The sequence below is a fragment of the Acidaminobacterium chupaoyuni genome, assembly GCF_047936785.1.
In the GTDB taxonomy this organism is placed as follows: Bacteria; Bacillota; Clostridia; order Oscillospirales; family Butyricicoccaceae; genus Acidaminobacterium; species Acidaminobacterium chupaoyuni.
The window spans coordinates 1359149-1378057 of record NZ_CP176394.1; the positions used below are offsets into that span (position 1 = coordinate 1359149).

The 18909-nt window shown below is 51.4% G+C and carries 17 protein-coding genes and 3 tRNA genes; 7 read left to right on the plus strand and 13 right to left on the minus strand.

The genetic code is table 11. The features are described from left to right. Window positions 1-27: 27 nt before the first annotated feature. On the minus strand, window positions 28-486 hold the full coding sequence (locus ACJA3I_RS06430) for a CBS domain-containing protein (protein ID WP_458861785.1): 459 nt from the start codon (window positions 484-486) through the stop codon (window positions 28-30). A gap of 306 nt (window positions 487-792) precedes the next feature. Here ACJA3I_RS06430 and ACJA3I_RS06435 point away from each other — a divergent pair, with 306 nt between their 5' ends. The 3 genes from ACJA3I_RS06435 (at window position 793) to ACJA3I_RS06445 (ending at window position 5510) form a co-directional block, all read left to right on the plus strand. Next, window positions 793-1914 (plus strand): exonuclease SbcCD subunit D, encoded by a 1122-nt coding sequence (locus ACJA3I_RS06435; RefSeq protein ID WP_458861786.1) that lies wholly within the window; start codon window positions 793-795, stop codon window positions 1912-1914. Next, on the plus strand, window positions 1911-5015 hold the full coding sequence (locus ACJA3I_RS06440) for an AAA family ATPase (RefSeq protein WP_458861787.1): 3105 nt from the start codon (window positions 1911-1913) through the stop codon (window positions 5013-5015). The genes ACJA3I_RS06435 and ACJA3I_RS06440 overlap by 4 nt, the downstream gene beginning before the upstream one ends. Before the next feature lie 72 nt (window positions 5016-5087). After that, on the plus strand, window positions 5088-5510 hold the full coding sequence (locus tag ACJA3I_RS06445) for a putative ABC transporter permease (RefSeq protein WP_458861788.1): 423 nt from the start codon (window positions 5088-5090) through the stop codon (window positions 5508-5510). 31 nt (window positions 5511-5541) lie between these two features. Here the strand turns inward: ACJA3I_RS06445 and ACJA3I_RS06450 are convergent, their stop codons facing one another. The 6 genes from ACJA3I_RS06450 to ACJA3I_RS06475 form a co-directional block, all read right to left on the minus strand. Further along, complete coding sequence (locus ACJA3I_RS06450) at window positions 5542-6318, minus strand: formate/nitrite transporter family protein (RefSeq protein WP_458861789.1); 777 nt, start codon at window positions 6316-6318, stop codon at window positions 5542-5544. A gap of 153 nt (window positions 6319-6471) precedes the next feature. Beyond that, complete coding sequence (locus ACJA3I_RS06455) at window positions 6472-7326, minus strand: bifunctional 5,10-methylenetetrahydrofolate dehydrogenase/5,10-methenyltetrahydrofolate cyclohydrolase (protein ID WP_458861790.1); 855 nt, start codon at window positions 7324-7326, stop codon at window positions 6472-6474. Window positions 7327-7333: 7 nt separating this feature from the next. Further along, on the minus strand, window positions 7334-7960 hold the full coding sequence (locus tag ACJA3I_RS06460) for a cyclodeaminase/cyclohydrolase family protein (protein WP_458861791.1): 627 nt from the start codon (window positions 7958-7960) through the stop codon (window positions 7334-7336). 55 nt (window positions 7961-8015) lie between these two features. After that, window positions 8016-9704 carry a formate--tetrahydrofolate ligase gene (locus ACJA3I_RS06465; protein WP_458861792.1) on the minus strand — a complete coding sequence of 563 codons (1689 nt, stop codon included), beginning with the start codon at window positions 9702-9704 and terminating at the stop codon, window positions 8016-8018. A 395-nt stretch (window positions 9705-10099) separates the two neighbouring features. Next, the gene (locus ACJA3I_RS06470) at window positions 10100-11215 is read right to left on the minus strand and encodes a M20/M25/M40 family metallo-hydrolase (RefSeq protein WP_458861793.1); all 1116 of its coding nucleotides are present in this window, start codon (window positions 11213-11215) and stop codon (window positions 10100-10102) included. A 104-nt stretch (window positions 11216-11319) separates the two neighbouring features. Then, on the minus strand, window positions 11320-11796 hold the full coding sequence (locus tag ACJA3I_RS06475) for a TspO/MBR family protein (protein WP_458861794.1): 477 nt from the start codon (window positions 11794-11796) through the stop codon (window positions 11320-11322). Between the two features lie 110 nt (window positions 11797-11906). On the opposite strand from ACJA3I_RS06475, the gene ACJA3I_RS06480 reads away from it, so the two are divergent. Then, entirely contained in the window at window positions 11907-12794 is an 888-nt protein-coding gene (locus tag ACJA3I_RS06480) for a tocopherol cyclase family protein (RefSeq protein WP_458861795.1), read from the plus strand. Between the two features lie 350 nt (window positions 12795-13144). Here the strand turns inward: ACJA3I_RS06480 and ACJA3I_RS06485 are convergent. The 5 genes from ACJA3I_RS06485 to ACJA3I_RS06505 all read right to left on the minus strand — a co-directional run bounded on the left by ACJA3I_RS06485 (window position 13145) and on the right by ACJA3I_RS06505 (window position 14112). Then, window positions 13145-13220 (minus strand) — tRNA-Thr (locus tag ACJA3I_RS06485). A 3-nt stretch (window positions 13221-13223) separates the two neighbouring features. Next, a tRNA-Asp gene (locus ACJA3I_RS06490) sits at window positions 13224-13300 on the minus strand. A 5-nt stretch (window positions 13301-13305) separates the two neighbouring features. After that, window positions 13306-13381, minus strand: a tRNA-Trp gene (locus ACJA3I_RS06495). A gap of 106 nt (window positions 13382-13487) precedes the next feature. Then, entirely contained in the window at window positions 13488-13670 is a 183-nt protein-coding gene (locus ACJA3I_RS06500; protein WP_458861796.1) for a hypothetical protein, read from the minus strand. A 175-nt stretch (window positions 13671-13845) separates the two neighbouring features. Next, window positions 13846-14112 carry an alpha/beta-type small acid-soluble spore protein gene (locus ACJA3I_RS06505; protein WP_458861797.1) on the minus strand — a complete coding sequence of 89 codons (267 nt, stop codon included), beginning with the start codon at window positions 14110-14112 and terminating at the stop codon, window positions 13846-13848. Window positions 14113-14246: 134 nt separating this feature from the next. Between ACJA3I_RS06505 and ACJA3I_RS06510 the strand changes: the two genes are divergently transcribed. After that, on the plus strand, window positions 14247-15080 hold the full coding sequence (locus tag ACJA3I_RS06510) for a deoxyribonuclease IV (RefSeq protein ID WP_458861798.1): 834 nt from the start codon (window positions 14247-14249) through the stop codon (window positions 15078-15080). Between the two features lies 1 nt (window position 15081). After that, entirely contained in the window at window positions 15082-15768 is a 687-nt protein-coding gene (locus ACJA3I_RS06515; RefSeq protein ID WP_458861799.1) for a DNA alkylation repair protein, read from the plus strand. A gap of 48 nt (window positions 15769-15816) precedes the next feature. On the opposite strand, the gene ACJA3I_RS06520 is transcribed toward ACJA3I_RS06515, so the two are convergent. Beyond that, the gene (locus ACJA3I_RS06520; protein WP_458861800.1) at window positions 15817-17136 is read right to left on the minus strand and encodes an S-layer homology domain-containing protein; all 1320 of its coding nucleotides are present in this window, start codon (window positions 17134-17136) and stop codon (window positions 15817-15819) included. 189 nt (window positions 17137-17325) lie between these two features. Here ACJA3I_RS06520 and guaA point away from each other — a divergent pair, with 189 nt between their 5' ends. Further along, entirely contained in the window at window positions 17326-18864 is a 1539-nt protein-coding gene (gene guaA, locus ACJA3I_RS06525; protein WP_458861801.1) for a glutamine-hydrolyzing GMP synthase, read from the plus strand. The last annotated feature ends 45 nt before the right edge of the window (window positions 18865-18909 follow it).

An 18909-nucleotide genomic window follows, 5' to 3' on the forward strand; every position in this document is an offset into this window, starting at 1 on the left:
CGGCATCCTTTTTATGTATTTTGCAGATCAGCGGCTTGCCGAACGCATTTGATAATCGGATAAGGGCAATGGTTTCGGTGCTTCGACATACAGTTTTTGCGAAAAGTAACGCATGATGTCTTTTCGGGTGATGATGCCGATAAAGATGCCGCGGTCATCGGTGACGGGAACGAAATTTTGATTCATCGCCTTTGAAAGAAGGTCTTCGATCTCGGTTTCGGCGCTGACGGGTTCATTATCCATGCGGCGGCTGACTTCCATGATCGATAACGATTCGGCTTCTTTAAAGTTCAGAGAATACTTATTTTTTATGGCCCAGAGCAGATCGCCTTCGGTGATGGTTCCCAGATAAGCGCCGCTGCGCGTTAAAATGGGAACGGCGGAATAGCGGTGATGTTCCATTTTTTCCAAAGTCTGGCGCAAAGTATAGTCATCGTAAATATAAGCAACCTTGCTTTTGGGTGTTAAAAAAAACAAGATATTCATGTCAAGCAACACTCCTTTATTGTGGCGGGTGAAATATGGCAGGCGCCATAAACAGGTGAGCAAAACGAAGGAATTCCATTGCATCTTATGCGAGCGGCGGCGATAAAATCCATCCTTCGGCATTTTTATTATATCATAGTTTCGGCAGAAAAGCCGCATGGCGGCAACAAACTTTTTGTAAACAATATCAAAGGGAAAAAATATGGAAAATATTGCAGCAGGAAAACAAAGGTGGCCTTTCCTTTTGGCGGGGAGTTTGGTAAACTGATAAAGAACAGAGCGAGAAGCAAAAGGGGGAGAAAACCTTTGAAATTTTTGCATTTGGCCGATCTTCATATCGGCAAACGCGTTTGTGAATATTCCATGCTGGAAGACCAGAGAGAAATTTTGCGGCAGTGCTGCCGTTTGGCGGCTGAACAGCGGGTGGATGCGGTGTTGATCGCCGGCGATGTTTATGATAAACCCATGCCATCCGGCGAAGCCACCGTGGTGCTGGATGAATTTTTGTGCGGCCTGCAGGCCGAAAAGATTACGGTTTTCTGCATCAGCGGCAACCATGATTCCGCCGAGCGATTGCAATTTTGCAGCAGCCTTTTAAGGCAGAGCGGCGTCTATATCGAGGGCAGCTTCAGCGGCGCTGTGCGTTATGAAGATCTTCGCTGCGGAACCGAAGAGATCCGCATCCATCTTTTGCCGTTTTTAAGGCCGGCCGCTGCGGCGCTGGCGCTGAACCAAGAGATCCAAAGCTATCAGCAGGCGGTGGAAGCCGCCCTGGCCACCTGCCGCATGGGGGATGGAAAAAATATTTTGCTGGCCCACCAGTTCGTTACGGGCGGCAGCATTCAGCCCGAAATGGGCGGCAGCGAAATTTTGAGCGTGGGCGGCAGCGAACAGGTGGATGCTTCGCTGTTTGCGGCTTTCGATTATGTGGCTTTGGGCCATATCCATCGCGCCCAGAAGATCTGCAGTGAGCGCATCCGTTATGCAGGCTCGCCGCTGAAATATTCGCTTTCAGAGCTGCGCCATCAAAAAACAGCGCTTTTGGTGGAACTGAACGGGGAAGCCTGCGTCATACAGGCTCTCCCCCTGAAACCGCTGCATGAAATGCGCCAGATCAAGGGCGAACTGAAAGAACTGATCCGTTATGCCGAACCTTCGGAAGATTATGTGTATGCGGTGGTGACCGATCGTGAGCCTGTTTATGATGCGCTGGGGCAGCTGAAGGCCTGTTATCCCAATTTGATGGCCATTGATTTCGCAAGCGAATCAACGCCGCAGACGGCATCGCAGACGGCGGCAGAGATCACCGAAGAAAAAACGCCGCGCCGGCTGTTCGATGAATTTTACATGAGCCGCAACGGCGAAGAACCAACAGCGCAGGAAGCGGAAATTTTAAACCGCCTTTTTGAGGAGGTGCGCCTGAAATGAGACCGATCTCTTTAAAAATGAGTGCGTTTGGCCCCTATGCGCAGTTGACTGAAATTTCTTTCGATTCGTTTCAGGGCCTTGTTTTGATCACGGGCGACACCGGGGCGGGCAAAACCAGTTTGTTTGATGCCATTACATTTGCGCTTTACGGCGAATGCAGCGGCAGCGTGAGAACCGGCGAAAGCATGCGTTCGGATTTCGCCGGCCCCGAAACAAAAACCTATGTGGAACTGCGTTTCGAGCATCAGGGCAAGGTTTATACCGTCACCAGAAACCCCGGTTACCGCCGCCAGAAGAAAAACGGAACCGGAACCACAAACGAAGCGGCAGACGCCACACTGGTGGGGGAAGAACTGACCGTGGGCGGTTCTGGAAAAGTGACCCGCGCCATCAGTGAACTGATCGGGCTGGATTATAAGCAATATAAACAGATCGCCATGATCGCCCAGGGGGAATTTTTAAAATTGCTTTTGGCCGACAGCAAAGAGCGCAGCGATATTTTCAGGCGTGTGTTTGAAACCGAGCCGCTGGAACAGCTGCAAAAACGGCTGAAAGAAGAAGAAAGAAGCCAATATGGCAAATGCGCCGAAGGCAGCCGCGCGCTGCTGCAGCACCTTTCTTCGGCTGAACTTCCCCAAGCGCGCGAAGCATGGAAGAAGCTTTTGGAAGAGAAAAAAGAATATGCCGCCGCCGAAGCGCTCGAGATGCTGGAACGGCAGATAGAAGAAGACCGGCGGGGCATCGCCGAAACCGAAGCGCTGCGCAAAACTTTGCAGGAACAGATCAGGGGCCTGACGGTGCGCATGGAAACGCAAAAAAACAGGCGGGAACAGGCCGCAAAGCTTTGCGAATTGGAAGAAGAACTGAAAAAGCGCGCCGCAGAAAAAGATTTTTGGAATCAGGAAGAAAAAGATTTGCAGCTGGCCCAGAAGATCCAGGCGGCGCTTCAGCCGCTTTGGGGCGAAAAGCAAAAACTGACGCAGCAGCAGCGGGATCTTGCGGAAGAAATACAGCGCCTGAGCATAGAAAGCCAAAACACCGAAAAACGCGCGAACGCGGCCAAAGAAGGGGTTGAAAAGGCCGCGGCGCAAGCGGCCGAAGCAGCGCCCCTGCGCCAAAAGATCTCACAGCTGCGCGAACTTTTGCCCCGCTGGGAGGCCTGCGAAAAAGAAGAAGCCCAGAAAAAGCAGGCGGCAGAGCGTCATCTGGCGGCGCAGTTGGCCGAAAAGAACGCCGAAAACACCCGCAAGAAGCTGACGGAACAACTGGAAAATGGCCGGCGCCGCCAGCAGGAACTGGCAGGAAGCCCGCAAAAGGCAGCGGAACTGAAGATCGCTTTGGAAAAATGCCGCGCGGATTATCTTTTATTGCATCACTGCACGGGCATCGCCAAACAACTGGCGGCCCAGAGGGGCACCATCGCCGGGCTGGAAGAGCGCTATCAAAAAGCGGAGCAACTCTATCGCCGGCGGCTGAGAGAAGCAGAAACCGAAGAATGCCTGTTTTTGCGGGGGCAGGCGGGCCTTTTGGCCGCGGAGCTGGAAGACGGAAAACCCTGCCCCGTATGCGGAAGCTGCGAACACCCGCAGCCTGCGCGGCGGGCCGCAGAACAACCTACCGAAGAAAAAGTCAACCAAAGCAGAGCGGAAGCCACCCGCGCCCATGAAGCGCTGAGCGCCATTGCTCAGGAGCTTGCGGCCGAAAAAGCCACCCAAAGCCAAAAAGAACAAGAGATCAAAGAACAGCTCATGCAGTTTGAAATTTCAATGGAATTGCTGCCTGAAACACTGGAAAAGAAAGAACGGCAGGGAAAAGAGCTCAAACAAAACCATCTGCTGGCGGAAAAAGAACAGGAAGAATGGCAGGCGCTTTCAGAAAGCCTGTTGAAGCTGTCGCAGCAGAGCAGCCAGGCCGAAAAAGAATATCAGGCGCTGCAAACGCAGGCGCGCGATCTTGAGAAAGAAGCGGCAGCCGTCGAGGGGCGCTGCAAAGCGCTGAGAGAAACGCTTCCGCCGGAATTTTCAAAGCAAAAAACAATGGAAGAGATCAAGCGGCAGGAAACGGCCCTTGAGGCGTTGGAAACGGGGCTGGAAGCGGCGCGCAGCGAGCGGGAAGAAAGCGTGCGCCTGCTGGAACGGCAGAAGGCTGTGCTCAGTGAAAAACAGCAGCGTCAGAAGGAAACCGAAGAAAGCAGCATCCGGCTGCAAACAAAAATGGCTTCGGAAACCGAAAGACTGGGAATTTCCGAAGCCGCGGCGCTTCAAAAAAGCCTGACGGAAGAGCAGCTGCATCTGCGGCAGGAAGCGCTGGCCCTGCGCCGGCAGGAAGACGCGCGCAAAGAACAAGAGGTGGAATCGCTTCGGGCACAGCTGGCCCAAAGCGCCTCGGAACCGCTGGAAAAGCTGGAAGAAGAGCGGGAAGCGCTTTCACAGCGAGAAACCCGCCAGGAAGAAAACTGGAAAGAACTCACCGGAAGAGCTTCGATCAACAACGCGGCTTATCTGGGGGCCAAACAGACCTATGAGCGCCAAAAAACGCGCATGGAAGAATACGGAAGGATCGCGCAGCTTTCGAAAACCGCCAACGGCGAACTTGCGGGGCAGCAGAAAATCACCTTTGAAGCCTATGTGCAGGCCGCTTATTTTCTGGAAGTGATCCGGCGGGCGAACCACAGGCTGCGCGTGATGACGGCGGGCCGCTATGAATTGCTGCGGCGTGAAGAAGCGGAAAACAACCGCGCACAGTCGGGGCTGGAACTGGATGTTTATGATTATTACACCGGCAAAACGCGCAGCGTGAAATCGCTTTCGGGCGGCGAATCGTTTAAAGCGTCGCTGTCTTTGGCGCTTGGGCTATCAGATGTGATCCAAACCCGCGCGGGCGGCATCGAAGTGGGGGCCATTTTCATCGATGAAGGCTTTGGCGCGCTGGATGAAGAATCACTGGAGCAGGCGATCCAAACTTTGAACACCCTCACCGGCGGCAACTGTTTCGTAGGCATTATTTCTCATGTGGCCGAATTGAAAGAGCGCATCGAGCAAAAGATCTTCGTGAAAAAAACACCGCGCGGCAGCACGGTGCAAATTTCTTCTGTTTTATAACGCTTGGCCGCAGCATACATATCTTCCTTTCAACCGGGCATACTGACACTAAAAGGTTAAAAGGCGGTATGAATGTTGCGATTGCGTGAAAAAGGCGCGCTGATGGCCATTGGCGGCGCCGGTTATACTTTGATCGAGCTGGCTTGGCGCGGCAAAAGCCACTGGACAATGACTTTGGCGGGCGGCGTTTGCTTTGCGGGGTTTTACCATATCTGCGAAAAAGCACAGGCGCGCCCCTGCTGGCTGAAATGTGCTTTGGGCAGCGTTTGGATCACGATGGTGGAATTTTTCACAGGATGTCTTGTGAATCTTCAGCTGCACTGGAATGTGTGGGATTATTCCGAGCGTTTTCTGCATCTTAAGGGTCAGATTTGCCCGCTCTATTCCTTTTTGTGGTTTTTGCTTTGCTTTCCGCTGACGGCGCTTTGCGCAACCATGCAAAAGCGCCGGGCGTGGAGGCCGAAACTGCTGAAAAAAAGCGAGAAGCCCGTTTGAAACGGGTTTCTCGCTTTTGGCTTTTGAAGGGTTATTTATCAAGCGAAATGCGTGAGATCAGATGATATCCGCCGCCTACGATCAAGCCGCCGCCCACAAGGTTGCCCAGCGCAACGGTCAGAATGTTATAGAAAAAGCCGGATAAGCTGACAGCGGCTTCATGGGGCAGCATCAGCGCCGAAGAAAGCAGCGTCATGTTGGCCACGCAGTGTTCAAACCCGGGGGTCACAAACAGCAGAATGCCCCAGAAGATCATGATCAGTTTGCCGCTTTCGCTTTTCATGCGGAAAGAACACCAGACAGGCAGGCAGACGAGGATATTACAGAGGATGCCCGCGAAGAACAGCTTCAAAAACGGGGCGTGCATTTTCAGCGCGGAGCAGGCGAGAATGTAATCGATGGTGGATTGCTGATAAAGGCCGCCTTTGACCATCAGGAATGATAACACAAGCCCGCCCAAAAGGTTGCCCAGATAGCTGCCGATGAGAACCAGCGCGGTGCGTTTCCACGAAATTTCTTTTTGAAGCGACCCAACCGTCATCACCAAAGCGTTGCCGGTGAATAATTCCGCGCCGGCCATCACCACAAGGCTTAACGCCGCGCCAAAGCATAACCCCATTGCCAGCTGGGTGAAGGGGGAATTCGCCGCTTTCAGCGCCCCGCCGATGGTGAAAACCAACACGATGCCAAAACCGATATAGGCCCCCGCCAGCATGGAAGAAATCAAAAAACCAAGCGGGTTTTTCTGCAAAAGCGCAGATTTTTTGGCAGAGGCCTGCGCGACGGCTTGAATATCCGTCTGATACATAAAAACACTTCACTTTCCATCAAATTGCATCAAAATATAGTTAATAATTCAGCAAAAACACGATAAAAAGGGGCAAAAAGAAGAAAAACAAACGAAAAAATGCAAAAATATGCCTGCCCAGAGAGCAAAGCCTTATCCGGGCAGGCTCAAAATTTAAAGCGACGCCTGTTTCAGCGCGGCGCGGACAACATGGTTGGCAAGGCAGCTGGTGGTCACTGTGCCCACCCCGCCGGGAACGGGGGTGATGGCGGAAACGATAGGTTCCACCGCGGCGAAATCCACATCGCCGCAAAGCTTGTTGTTTTCATCCATGTTGATGCCCACATCGATCACGATCTGACCGGCGGAAACAAAATCGGCTGTGACCATTTTTGCTTTGCCTGCGCAGGCCACCAGAATATCCGCCTCGCGGGCGCGGGCCTGCATCTCTTTTGTGCGGGTGTGGCAAATGGTGACTGTGGCGTTTTTGGCAAGCATCATCATGGCCAGCGGTTTGCCCACCACCATGCTTCTGCCGATGATGGTCACGCGCTTTCCGCAAAGATCAACGCCATAATGTTCCAAAAGCTCCATCACCGCTTCGGGGGTGCAGGGGGGATAACCGGTGGGATCTGCCGCGAACACCTTTGCCATGTTCAGCGGATTCATGGCATCCATATCTTTTTCGGCCGAAAGCACATATTTGATCACGCTTTCATCCAGCTGCCGCGGCAGGGGGCGAAAAGCCAACACGCCGTGAACGGATGGATCGCGGTTGAGCGCTTCAAGCTCTGCGATAAAATCATCCTGTGTGATTCCCAAAGGCAGCTCGATCACTTTGATGCCGATGCCCAAGCCGGAAAAACGCTTCAGCGCACCGGCTTCATAAGAAAGATCATCGGGCCGTGCGCCGCAGCGCACAATGGCCATTTGGGGTGAAACGCCGGCTTCTTTCAATTGCGCGATCTTGGCCAGCATCGTTTCTTTCATTGCGGCGGTCACCGCGTTGCCTTTTAATAATTCCGCCATGGTTTCCTCACTTTCGAATGGAAGATTTTACGGATGCCGTCACGGCGTCTGCGCGGGGCAGCCATTCCGTCAGCAGTTCATCCGAGCGGCTTTCACAGCGTTCTGCGAAAGCGCGGTCTTTCATCAATGCCGTGTTGATATAAACATTCATGCTGGCGCCTTCCATGGCTGCGCGGGCAAATGCAGAACCCACGCCCACATCGGAAAGGGCGATTTTAGAACCCTTCAGCGACAGCTCTTCCAACAGCGCGATGGCTCGTGCGCAGCAATCCATGATATCCAGAGGAACATCACAGGCATCCTGCAGGCATTTTTCCATCACACGGGTGCGCTGGGCCAGTTCTTCTTCGGTGTTTTTGGGCATGCCATATGCTTTGGAAAGCGGCTCGAATGCCTTCGCATCGGCTTCCACCAGATCTTCGAATTCATGGCGAAGCAGCTCGGCTTCATCCACCATGCGGCGGATGTCTTCCTGGACATCCGCATATTTTTTCTTTCCTAAAGTTAAATTGCAGACCATGCCGCCCAAAGCGATGGATAAAGCCCCGCAAAAAGCCGAGGCACCGCCGCCGCCGGGAACCGGAGCCCCGGAAGAAAGCGCGGTAAGAAATTCTTTGCAGCTGCTGTTAAGCATTATTATTCACCTTTTTTATTGGATTTCGAAAACTTCGTCTGAAGCAAAGCTTTGTTTAGAACAAACCGGAGATCTTGCCGTTTTCATCCACATCGATATGCTCGGCGGCGGGAACCTTCGGCAGGCCGGGAAGCGTCATGATATCGCCGGTGAGCGCCACGGCAAAGCCTGCGCCCGCAGAGATCTTCACATTGCGCACGGTGATGCGGAAGTTTTTGGGTGCGCCCAGTTTTTTCTGATCGTCGGAAAGCGAATATTGGGTTTTCGCCATGCAGACAGGCACATGGGCAAAGCCCAGTTCTTCGATCTGTTTGATCTGCTTTGCGGCGGCGGGCAGAATATCCACGCCGTCTGCGCCATAAACCTTGGTGGCAATGGCTTCGATCTTTTGGCGCAGGCCCATGTCATCTTCATAGGTGAATGCAAATTTGGAAGTATCGCCGGTTTCGATGATGCGCAGCACTTCGTTTGCCAAAGCAATGCCGCCTTCGCCGCCTTTGGCCCATACTTCGGAAAGGGCGACATTTACGCCCAGTTCGCGGCAGCGGCGTTCCACCAGATCAAGCTCTTCTTTGGTGTCGGTGGGGAAGGCGTTGATGGCCACCACAGCGGGCAGATGCCACACTTTTGTGACATTTTCAATGTGCTTAAGCAGGTTTGGCAGGCCTTTTTCCAAAGCCTCCAGATTTTCCTGGTTCAAATCGGCCTTGGCTACGCCGCCGTGGCTTTTCAGCGCGCGAACGGTGGCAACGATGACTACGCAGGAAGGAACAAAACCGGCCATACGGCATTTGATATCCAGGAATTTTTCAGCGCCAAGGTCGGCGCCGAAGCCTGCTTCTGTTACGGCGTAATCGCCCAGTTTCAAGGCCATGCGGGTGGCGATCACCGAGTTGCAGCCATGGGCGATATTGGCAAAGGGGCCGCCATGGATGAAGGCAGGGGTCTTTTCAAGCGTTTGAACCAGGTTGGGCTTCAGGGCGTCTTTCAGCAAAGCGGTCATAGCGCCTTCTGCCTTTAAATCGGCGGCTGTAACGGGATCGCCGGCGAAAGAATAGCCGATGATGATGCGGCCCAAACGGGTTTTCAGATCAACAATATCGGAAGCAAGGCAGAGCGCCGCCATCACTTCGGAAGCCACGGTGATATCATAACCGTCTTCACGGGGCATGCCGTTGGCTTTGCCGCCCAGACCATCGGTGATGAAGCGAAGCTGGCGGTCGTTCATATCGACACATCTGCGCCAGGTAATGCGGCGGGGGTCGATCTGCAGCGCGTTGCCCTGATAAATGTGATTATCGATCATGGCCGCCAAAAGGTTGTTGGCCGCGCCGATGGCATGGAAATCACCGGTGAAATGCAGGTTGATATCTTCCATGGGGATCACCTGCGCATATCCGCCGCCCGCAGCGCCGCCTTTCACGCCGAAAACAGGGCCGAGGGAAGGTTCGCGAAGAGCGATCACGGTTTTTTTGCCCAGCTGATGCAGCGCATCGCCTAAGCCCACGGTGGTTGTGGTTTTGCCTTCGCCGGCGGGGGTGGGGTTGATGGCCGTAACAAGGATCAGTTTTCCGTTGGGGGTGTTCTGATATCTGGTTTCCAGCAGTTTATAATCGATTTTGGCCTTGTATTTGCCATAGAACTCCAGATCATCTTCGCTCAAGCCAACGGCAGACGCGATTTCTTTAATAGGAGATATTTCGGTCGACTGCGCGATCTCGATATCCGTTTTAAAAGATGCCATGTTAAAACCTCCAAAAATATTATTTTATTGATATCAGACGGAATAAGGCAGGCCAAAAGAAAACCCAGATGACCCACTTTCATTATTATAGCGTATTTCTGTCAAGGAAAAAAGCCACAAAAACGCAAACGAAATTTCTAAAAACAGTAAAATATAGAAAATTTGGAATAAAAATTGTGAAAATACACAAAAAAATAAGCGATAAAAAAGCGAAATTGTGATAAAAGCTTAACGAGAAAACGAGAAGGGAGGGGTAGCAAAAAAATACAGACAACATGCACAAAAACAAACCTGAAAATTCTCAATAATAAAACGCAAAAAGTGGAAGAAATACAAAAGAACAGAAAAAAGCCGATGTGAGGAAGCTCACATCGGCCCGGAAATACAAATAAGAATTAAAGATTTTCGGTCATCATGCGGAAAACAACATTGAAAGCTTTGCGGAAGATATCCATATGCAAGGTTTCATCCGAGCTGTGCACATCCAGCATACCGGTGGAAATGCCGCCGCATTCAAAGCCCTGGCCCGCGAAGATATTGGCGTCTCCGCCGCCGCCGCTGATCACATATTGGGGGGTGATGCCTTCTTTTTCATAAGCGGCGACCGTTGTTTTAAACAGGAAGCTTTCGGGGTTGGCTTTCAGCGCGGGGTAATCGCGGCTCAATTCCACCACGGCTTTGCCGCCGAATTCTTTGGCGGCGGTGTTGCAGGCATCCTGAATCAGCTTGAGCTGATGCTGCAGCTTTTCTTCGCTGTGCGAACGCACTTCGGCGGTAACGGTGGCCAGATCGGCAACCACATTCGTCATGCCGCCGCCTTCAATGCGGCCGATGTTGGAAGTGGTCTCGGCATCGATACGGCCGAAATGCACCAGAGAAATGGCACGGGCCGCCATGCAGACCGCGCTGATGCCGTTTTCGGGTTCGATGCCCGCATGGGCCTTTTTGCCTTTGAAAGTCATTTTAATGCCGAATTTGGAAGGGCCGGCAGTGGAGATGCCGCCCACCTGGCCTGCGCCGTCCAGCGCAAACAGGTTTTTGCAGGGGATCTTGGAATAATCGAAGTTTTTGGCGCCGTGCATATTCTGTTCTTCGCAAACGGTGAACAGAAAATACATTTCGCGGTGGGGGATATTGTTTTCTTTGATCACATCATAAAGTTCCATCAGCATGGCAATGCCGGATTTGTCATCGGCGCCCAGAACGGTGTCGCCTTTGCTGGTCAGTTTGCCGTTTTCATAAACGGGTTCGATGCCGCGGCCCGGTTCCACGGTATCCTGATGGGCATTGAAGCAGATGGCTTCACCGGCCATGGTGCCGGGGATATGAACCAGCAGATTGCCGCCATTGCCGCCGAATTTTTCGCCGGCCTGATCGCGGTAAACTTCGAGACCAAGATTCTTGAAATAGGCTTCAAGATAATCGGTCATGGGTTTTTCTTCGAAAGAAACACTGTCGATTCGGATCATTTCCATCAAACGATCCAACATACGCTGTTCGTTAAACTGCATTGTGAGGAACCTTCTTTCCGCAAATTTCAGGGTATACCAATCGAAAACAGTATAACAGCCTGAAAACCCGTTTGCAACGAAAAGGCAAAAAACATTCGAAAATGTCAGAGCAGGGGCCCCTCGTTGAGCAGGGCGATCATCAGGTTCAGATAACCCGCAAAAGATACCCACGCAAGATAGGAAATCTGCAGCAGCGCGGCGGCGGGGCGAATTTTATAAAAGCTTCGAATCATGGCGACGATCATCACCAGCAGGAACAGCAGCCAGAAAAATGAGAACCAGAACCACTGCGCCCGGAAAAAGAAAACAGACCACAAAAAATTCACGGCCAGCTGTGAAAAATAGATCAGCGCGGTGGGTTTGGGAAAGGTGGGGCTTGCTTTCAAAACCATGAAAAACGAAACACCCATCAGCAAAAACAAAATGCTCCAGACCCAGGGAAAAACGGCGGAAGGCGGCGAGAGGGGAGGCTGTTTCAGGCTTTCATATACCTGTGAAGCATTGGCGGTGAAAACATAGGAAAGGCCCGCAACCGCAAAGGGCGGTAAAAAGCTCAGGGCAGCGCGTGTGATTTTTTTCATAATGAATCTCCTTTCATAAAGTGTATGTGGTTCAAAGTGAAATATGTGGCTATAGAAAACGAAAAAAGGCTAAACTAATGGCGGATAGAATCATCACTGAGGAGGAACCCATGAAACACCATAATTATTTTGAAGGATGGTATTTTAAACATCAGGGGCAGGAACAGGCGTTTGCGGTGATCCCCGCCCTGCATTATGACCGCGTGGGAAAGCGCACGGCAACATTGCAGATTATTACGCCGGAATCATCGGATTGCGTGTTTTTCCATAATGATGAGATCCGCACCGATCAAAAAAGAAAAATGCTTCAGCTGGGGGCGAATTATTTCGCGGAAAACGGCATCAAGCTTTCGCTGAAAGGCAGCAATATTCAGGCCGAAGGCGCGCTGGAATATGGCCCGTGGAAACTGCCGAACAGCTCGGCAATGGGGCCGTTTCAGTGGATCTATGGCTTGCCGTGTTATCATCGGGTCGAAAGCCTATCGCATTCGATCATGGGCCGGATGCAGCTGAACGGGCAACTATATTCCTTCGATGGCGGCATCGGTTATGTGGAAGGAGACAGGGGGAAGAATTTCCCCCGCAGTTATTTGTGGACCCAGTGCGGGTGGCATGGGGAAGAAGAATACTCGGTGATGGCCGCGGTGGCGGAACTGCCGATGATGGGCTTTTTCATCACGGGATGCGTGGCGATGATTTTGGCCGGCGGGCGGCAATGGAAAATTTCCACTTATCAGGGCGCAAAAATTTTAAGATATGACGAACTGGAAGTGGAACTTATTCAAAAAAATCTGCGCCTGCGCATTGCGCTTATCAAGCCTGAGGAACAGCCGCTGCAGGCCCCCAAAAACGGTGTGATGGCCCGCGTCATCTGCGAAAGTCTTCAGGCGACGGTGCGCTATCGTTTTTGGGAAGGCGACCGCCTGGTTTTTGATATGACAAGCCCCCGCGCCAGCTTTGAAAAGGCTTCGCGTGAAGAACAGAAAGCCTTCTTTTAGCGGCGCAGATAAAGGGGAAAAAATCATCGAAACCAAACGGCCCCCAACACTTTATTATAGTACCATATTGCCATATTAATGCATGGAAAGCAACTACAAAATCTGAAAAAATATGGAGATTGCGCGGCGCTGAAAACGGCAAAGGATCTCAATCTGCCGGGTTTATAACGACATTGCCGTAAGAGAAAGATTTAACGACGGTATGTATGATCTTTGCGCGGGGGAGGGAACAGCACAAGACACCTAATAAACACCAAAACGATTTTTAGGAAAAAACAGAAACAAAGATTTTGACACATGAAAAAACCCGCAAAAGCTTGCATTCACAAGCTTTTGCGGGTTTTACGCTTTGGAGCTGTTGAGCAGATTCGAACTGCCGACCTCGTCATTACCAATGACGTGCTCTGCCAACTGAGCTACAACAGCAAATGGCGACCGTGAACGGGCTCGAACCGTCGACCTCTAGCGTGACAGGCTAGCGTTCTAACCAACTGAACTACACGGCCGTATTTGGCAGGGGCAGAAGGACTTGAACCCTCGGCACGTGGTTTTGGAGACCACTGCTCTACCAGCTGAGCTATACCCCTATATCCACACATCGGAGCAACACTCACGACGCTTGTATATTATACGAAGGATTTCGAAATTTGTAAAGCCTTTTTTCGAAAAAACTTAAAAATAAACAAAAAAGTACTAAAACAACATGGGAACAGATTGACGGAAAAAGGTGACCGCAGGGGAGATTTTATCTGCAAAGAATATGCTTTGCAGATTGCCGCGGGAGAAAATATTTGATAAAATAAAACAAGCAAAACGAGCCGAAGCAGGATAGATGGGGCGTATGATGGCGAAGAGCGGGGAAAGAGAAAAAGCCATGACGATTTATCCACACTTTCCACAGCGCGTTAACAAAACATTCTTATTTGGCGGTTTGATTAAAAAACACCCGCGAAAGCGGTTTGGCTTTCGCGGGTGTTCTCAAAGAGTTCTATTTTTGAATGATCCTATTCGATCAAATTCTCAAAAAGGAAAAGTTTCGTAGGGAGTCAGATTAATAATTCTGCTGGCCGCCGTTGTTTGTGCTTGTGGGAACGGAAGTGTTCATCACGGAAGAGGGGTTGCTGGCCAAAGTGTTTTCAGCGTGCATGATCATTTTTTTGACCATCTGGCCACCGATCGAACCGGCCTGACGGGAAGTCAGATCGCCGTTGTAACCCTGCTTCAGGTTCACGCCAACTTCTTTTGCGGCTTCCATCTTGAAATTATAAAGAGCATCCTTAGCTGCTGCGTTCAGGTTAGTATTATTGCTGTAAGACATAATCGTTTTCTCCTTTAAAATAATTTTTATTGGTTGGGGATTACAGTCATAGTGTGTGGCAAAGCAGAGAAAATATGAAAAGAAATTATTGGTAAAGTCAGTGAAAAAGATCGCTTTTTTATAAAGGAGAAACTATGTTTTATATCGGTTGTCATTTATCCAGCGCCAAGGGATTTGAAGCGATGGCGAAGGATGCGTTAAAGATCCGCGCGAATGTTTTTCAGTTTTTTACGCGAAACCCGCGCGGCGGCGCGGCCAAGCCTTTGGATGAACAGGATATCGCGCGCTTTTTAAAAATTGCCGAAGAAAACGCCTTCGGAAAACTTCTGGCCCATGCGCCCTATACCCTGAATGCCTGCGCGGCGGATGAGAAGATCCGCGAGTTTGCCAAAAACACCTTGCAGGATGATTTGAGGCGGATGGAGGCTCTGCCGGGGAATTATTATAATTTCCATCCGGGAAGCCATGTGAAGCAAGGCATGGAAATCGGCATGGATAAAATTGCAGAGCTGCTCAACCAGATCCTTTGGCCCGGGCAGAATACTACGGTTCTGCTGGAAACCATGGCGGGCAAAGGCAGCGAAGTGGGCGGAAAATTTGAAGAAATTCAAAAAATCATCGAAAACACCCAGCAAAAACAGCTGCTTGGCGTTTGTCTGGATACCTGCCATGTTTATGACGGCGGTTATGATATCGTGGGCAATCTCGAAGCCGTGCTGGAAGAATTCGACCGTGTCATCGGGCTGGATCGGCTGAAAGCCATCCATTTAAACGACAGCAAAAATCCCTATGCCAGTCATAAAGACCGCCATGAACAGCTGGGCAAAGGCAGCCTGGGGCTGAAAGCCATCGAGCAGATCATCAATCATCCCGCGCTGAAAGCATTGCCGTTTTATTTGGAAACGCCCAATGAATTAGAAGGGTATGCCGCCGAGATCGAGCTTTTGCGCGGTTTGAGAAAGGAATAATATGCATTCCGCCATCAGAGAACGACTTGAAACAATGGCCGAACCGCAATATGCCGCGTTTTCGAAAAAACTGTCGCCCGGGCCGGAAAAAATTTTAGGCGTGCGTCTGCCGCGCCTGCGCAAGCTCGCGGCGGAACTGCTGAAAGAGGAATGGCGGCCGATGCTGCGGCAGGAAGATAAATATATGGAAGAAACCATGCTGCGGGGGATGATGATCGCCGCGGCGAAAATGCAGGATCAGGAAAAATTCGCCATGATCGGGCAATTCCTGCCGCGCATTCATGGCTGGGCGGTTTGCGACAGCTTTTGCTCGGCCCTGAAAATGGCAAAAGAACACCGCGAAGAAATGTGGGCGTTTCTGAAACCGCACTTCTATGCGGAAGAAGAGTTTGAAGTTCGCTTTGCGGTGGTGATGCTGTTGGAATATTATCTGGAGCCTGAATGGATCGACAGGGTTTTAAAACGCCTCAATGAAGTGACGAACCATGCTTATTATGTGAAAATGGCGGTGGCGTGGGCGGTATCCATCGCTTATGTCAAATTCCCCGTGGTGACGGAAGAATGGCTGAAAACCTGCGCTTTAGATGATTTCACTTATCAGAAAAGCCTTCAGAAAGCCATAGAATCTCAGCGGATCGATGCCGATGCAAAACAGCATCTGCGAGAACTGAAAAAGCTGCGTGCTTAAAAACAGGGTCTGACGATATTTTCGCCAGACCCTGTTTGCGGGAAAGCATTATTTGAGGGCTTCTAAAATGCCGCCGCTTTCAGAGGAGCTTTGGGAAAGCACACGGTAGATCATCTGCATGGCTTCTGCTCTTGTCAGCGCTTCTTCGGGGCGCAGTTCATTCTGTGCCACGGGCAGAGCGCCTGTGCAGGCCAGATCGACCACCGGCTGGATGGCCCAGGTGGGAACGGAAGCCAGATCTGTGAAAGTGGTTTGTGTGCGCTGGGCAGGGATCTGCATGGCGCGGCTTAAGATCGCCGAAGCTTCTGCACGGGTGATGGGGTCGCCGGCGCGCAAAACACGGGAACCGTTGCCATCGGGGCTGCCTTTCACAAGGCCGGCGTGGATGGCGGCCGCCGAAGCGGCTTTTGCCCATTGCGGGGTTTGGGCGTCATCCGCAAGACCGCTGGAAATGGCGGCTGTGGGCAGCGGCACTTCGGAAGCGGACATCACCATGGCAATGAATTCGGCGCGGGATACGGTTTTATCGGGGTTCAAAAAATAAGAATTGCCCACCTGCTCACCGGTGAAAATGCCTTCTTCCGCCAGGCGGATGGCCGCGTAATGGGCAGTGCTTTCGCTCAGATCGGCATAAGAGATGGCTTGCTTTTCGGGGCGCTTTTTGACGCTGATTTTGACTGCGGCGGGTTTGGAAGAATTGCCGTTTGCATCGATAGCGCAATAGGTGAACTGATCGGTGAAGGCTTTTGTTTTGCCGGGGGTATAGATGAACTGGGTTTCCAGAATTTCCACCGTGCCGTTTTTAGGCTGATCGACCACCGCAAAGGTGCAGGAATCGTTTTCGGGATCGGCGGCCTTGAAATCGCTTTTCAGCGGAAGATCATAATAGGTTTCAAGCTCCAGCGCGGCGGCGGTGGGCGCTTCGTTGGGCACGCTGTTTAAACGAATGTTCACCGCAACGCTTTGGTTGCCCGCGCCGTGTTTTGAAAAGACGGGGATAAAAGAAAAGGTGGTTTGAACCGCCGCGCTATCCGCCGGCACAAACGAGAGAGTGCTCAGGCTTTCGGCGGTGATGCCTTCGCCGCATAACAGCGGGCGGCCGCCGATTTGGAGAACGCCGGTTTCAGAAGCGGGAAGGGTGTTGATCACAATGCCATCCAGCTCGTCTTTCCCGGAAAGGCGCGAAGCAAAATCTTCTTTTGAAAAGGTGATGGTGCTGCCCGGCGCTTCGCTTTTGCAAAAGGTGGAAAGCGTGGGCTCGGCTTCTTTTTTTTCAAACAATGCATGAACTGCCGGCAAAACAGAAAACATAAGCGCGGTGCAGAAAAAAGCGCCGGCGATTCGAATTCGAATTTGTTTATGATTCATCTGCGAATTTCCTCCTGATACAGAATTTTTAAGAATGTAGCCATAGTTTTTGGAAGATATGTTCGATTATTCTCGGGAAGAACGATCAGAGTATGATAAATAATGCCAAATCAAAAGAAAAAGGTTGAATTTTGATGCATCCTATGTGAAAATAAAGGTATCTGAAATTATCTTTTTGGAGGAAAAAACATGAATGAGCGCAGTCGCGTTTTGATTTTGGATTTTGGCGGTCAATATAATCTGCTGATCGCCCGCCGCGTTAGAGAATGCGGTGTTTATTGCGAAATCAAACCGTATACGATGACCATCGAAGAAATTCGAGAGTTTGCTCCGGCCGCGGTGATTTTCACAGGCGGCCCTTCCACCGTGTTCGAAAAAGATGCTCCGCGCTGTGCACCTGAAATTTTTGAACTTGGTCTGCCTGTTTTGGGCATTTGCTATGGCCAGCAGCTGATGAGCTATATGCTGGGCGGAACCGCAAAGGCCGCCGATGTGAGCGAATATGGTAAAGCGGAACTTTGGCATAATTCCACCAGTTTATTATTTGAAGGGGTGCGCCAGCAGAGCATTTGCTGGATGAGCCACGGCGTTGCGGTGGAATCCCTGCCCGAAGGGTTCATCATCAGCGGCAAAACAAAAGATTGCCCTTATGCGGCCATCGAAAACCCGGAAAAAAAGCTTTACGGCGTGCAGTTCCATCCCGAAGTGATGCATACAGAACAGGGCACACTGATTTTGCAAAATTTCCTTTATAAGATCTGCGGGCTGAGCAGTGAATGGACAATGGCGGCTTATTCCAAAGAAGCCGTTGACGCGATCCGCGAAAAGGTTGGCAGCGGCAAAGTGCTGCTGGGTCTTTCCGGCGGCGTGGATTCTTCTGTGGCGGCGGCGCTCATCAGCAAAGCGGTGGGGCGCCAGCTGACCTGCATTTTTGTCGATCACGGCCTTTTGCGCAAAGACGAAGGCGACCTGGTTGAAAAGGTCATGAAGGAAAAATTCGATATGAATATCGTTCGCGTCAACGCGGGCGAGCGCTTCCTTGGCAAGCTGGCCGGGGTGAGCGATCCTGAAAAGAAAAGAAAGATCATCGGCGAAGAATTTATCCGCGTTTTCGAAGAAGAAGGAAAGAAAATCGGCAAAGTGGATTTCCTCGCCCAGGGCACTATTTATCCCGATGTGGTGGAAAGCGGCTTAGGCAAGAGCGCCGTGATCAAAAGCCATCACAATGTGGGCGGGCTGCCCGATCATGTTGATTTTAAAGAAATCATTGAGCCGCTGCGCCTGCTGTTTAAAGATGAAGTGCGCGCGCTGGGCCTTGAACTGGGCCTGCCCGAAGAACTTGTTTGGCGCCAGCCTTTCCCCGGCCCCGGTTTGGCCGTTCGCATCATCGGCGATATCACGCCCGAAAAAGTGGCTATTCTTCAGGATGCAGACGCCATTTTCCGCGAAGAGATCGCAAACGCCAAGCTTGACCGCGAAATCAATCAATATTTCGCCGTGCTGACCAATATGCGCAGCGTGGGCGTTATGGGCGATGAAAGAACTTATGATTATACGCTGGCCCTGCGCGGTGTCGTGACCTCTGATTTCATGACAGCCGACTGGGCAAGGATCCCCTATGATGTGCTGGAAAAAATCTCTGTGCGCATCGTCAATGAAGTGAAACATATCAACCGCATTTGCTACGATATCACTTCAAAACCCCCCGCAACGATCGAGTGGGAGTAAATGAGAAAATCCCGCAGACCCTTTGTTTTCAAGGGTTTGCGGGAT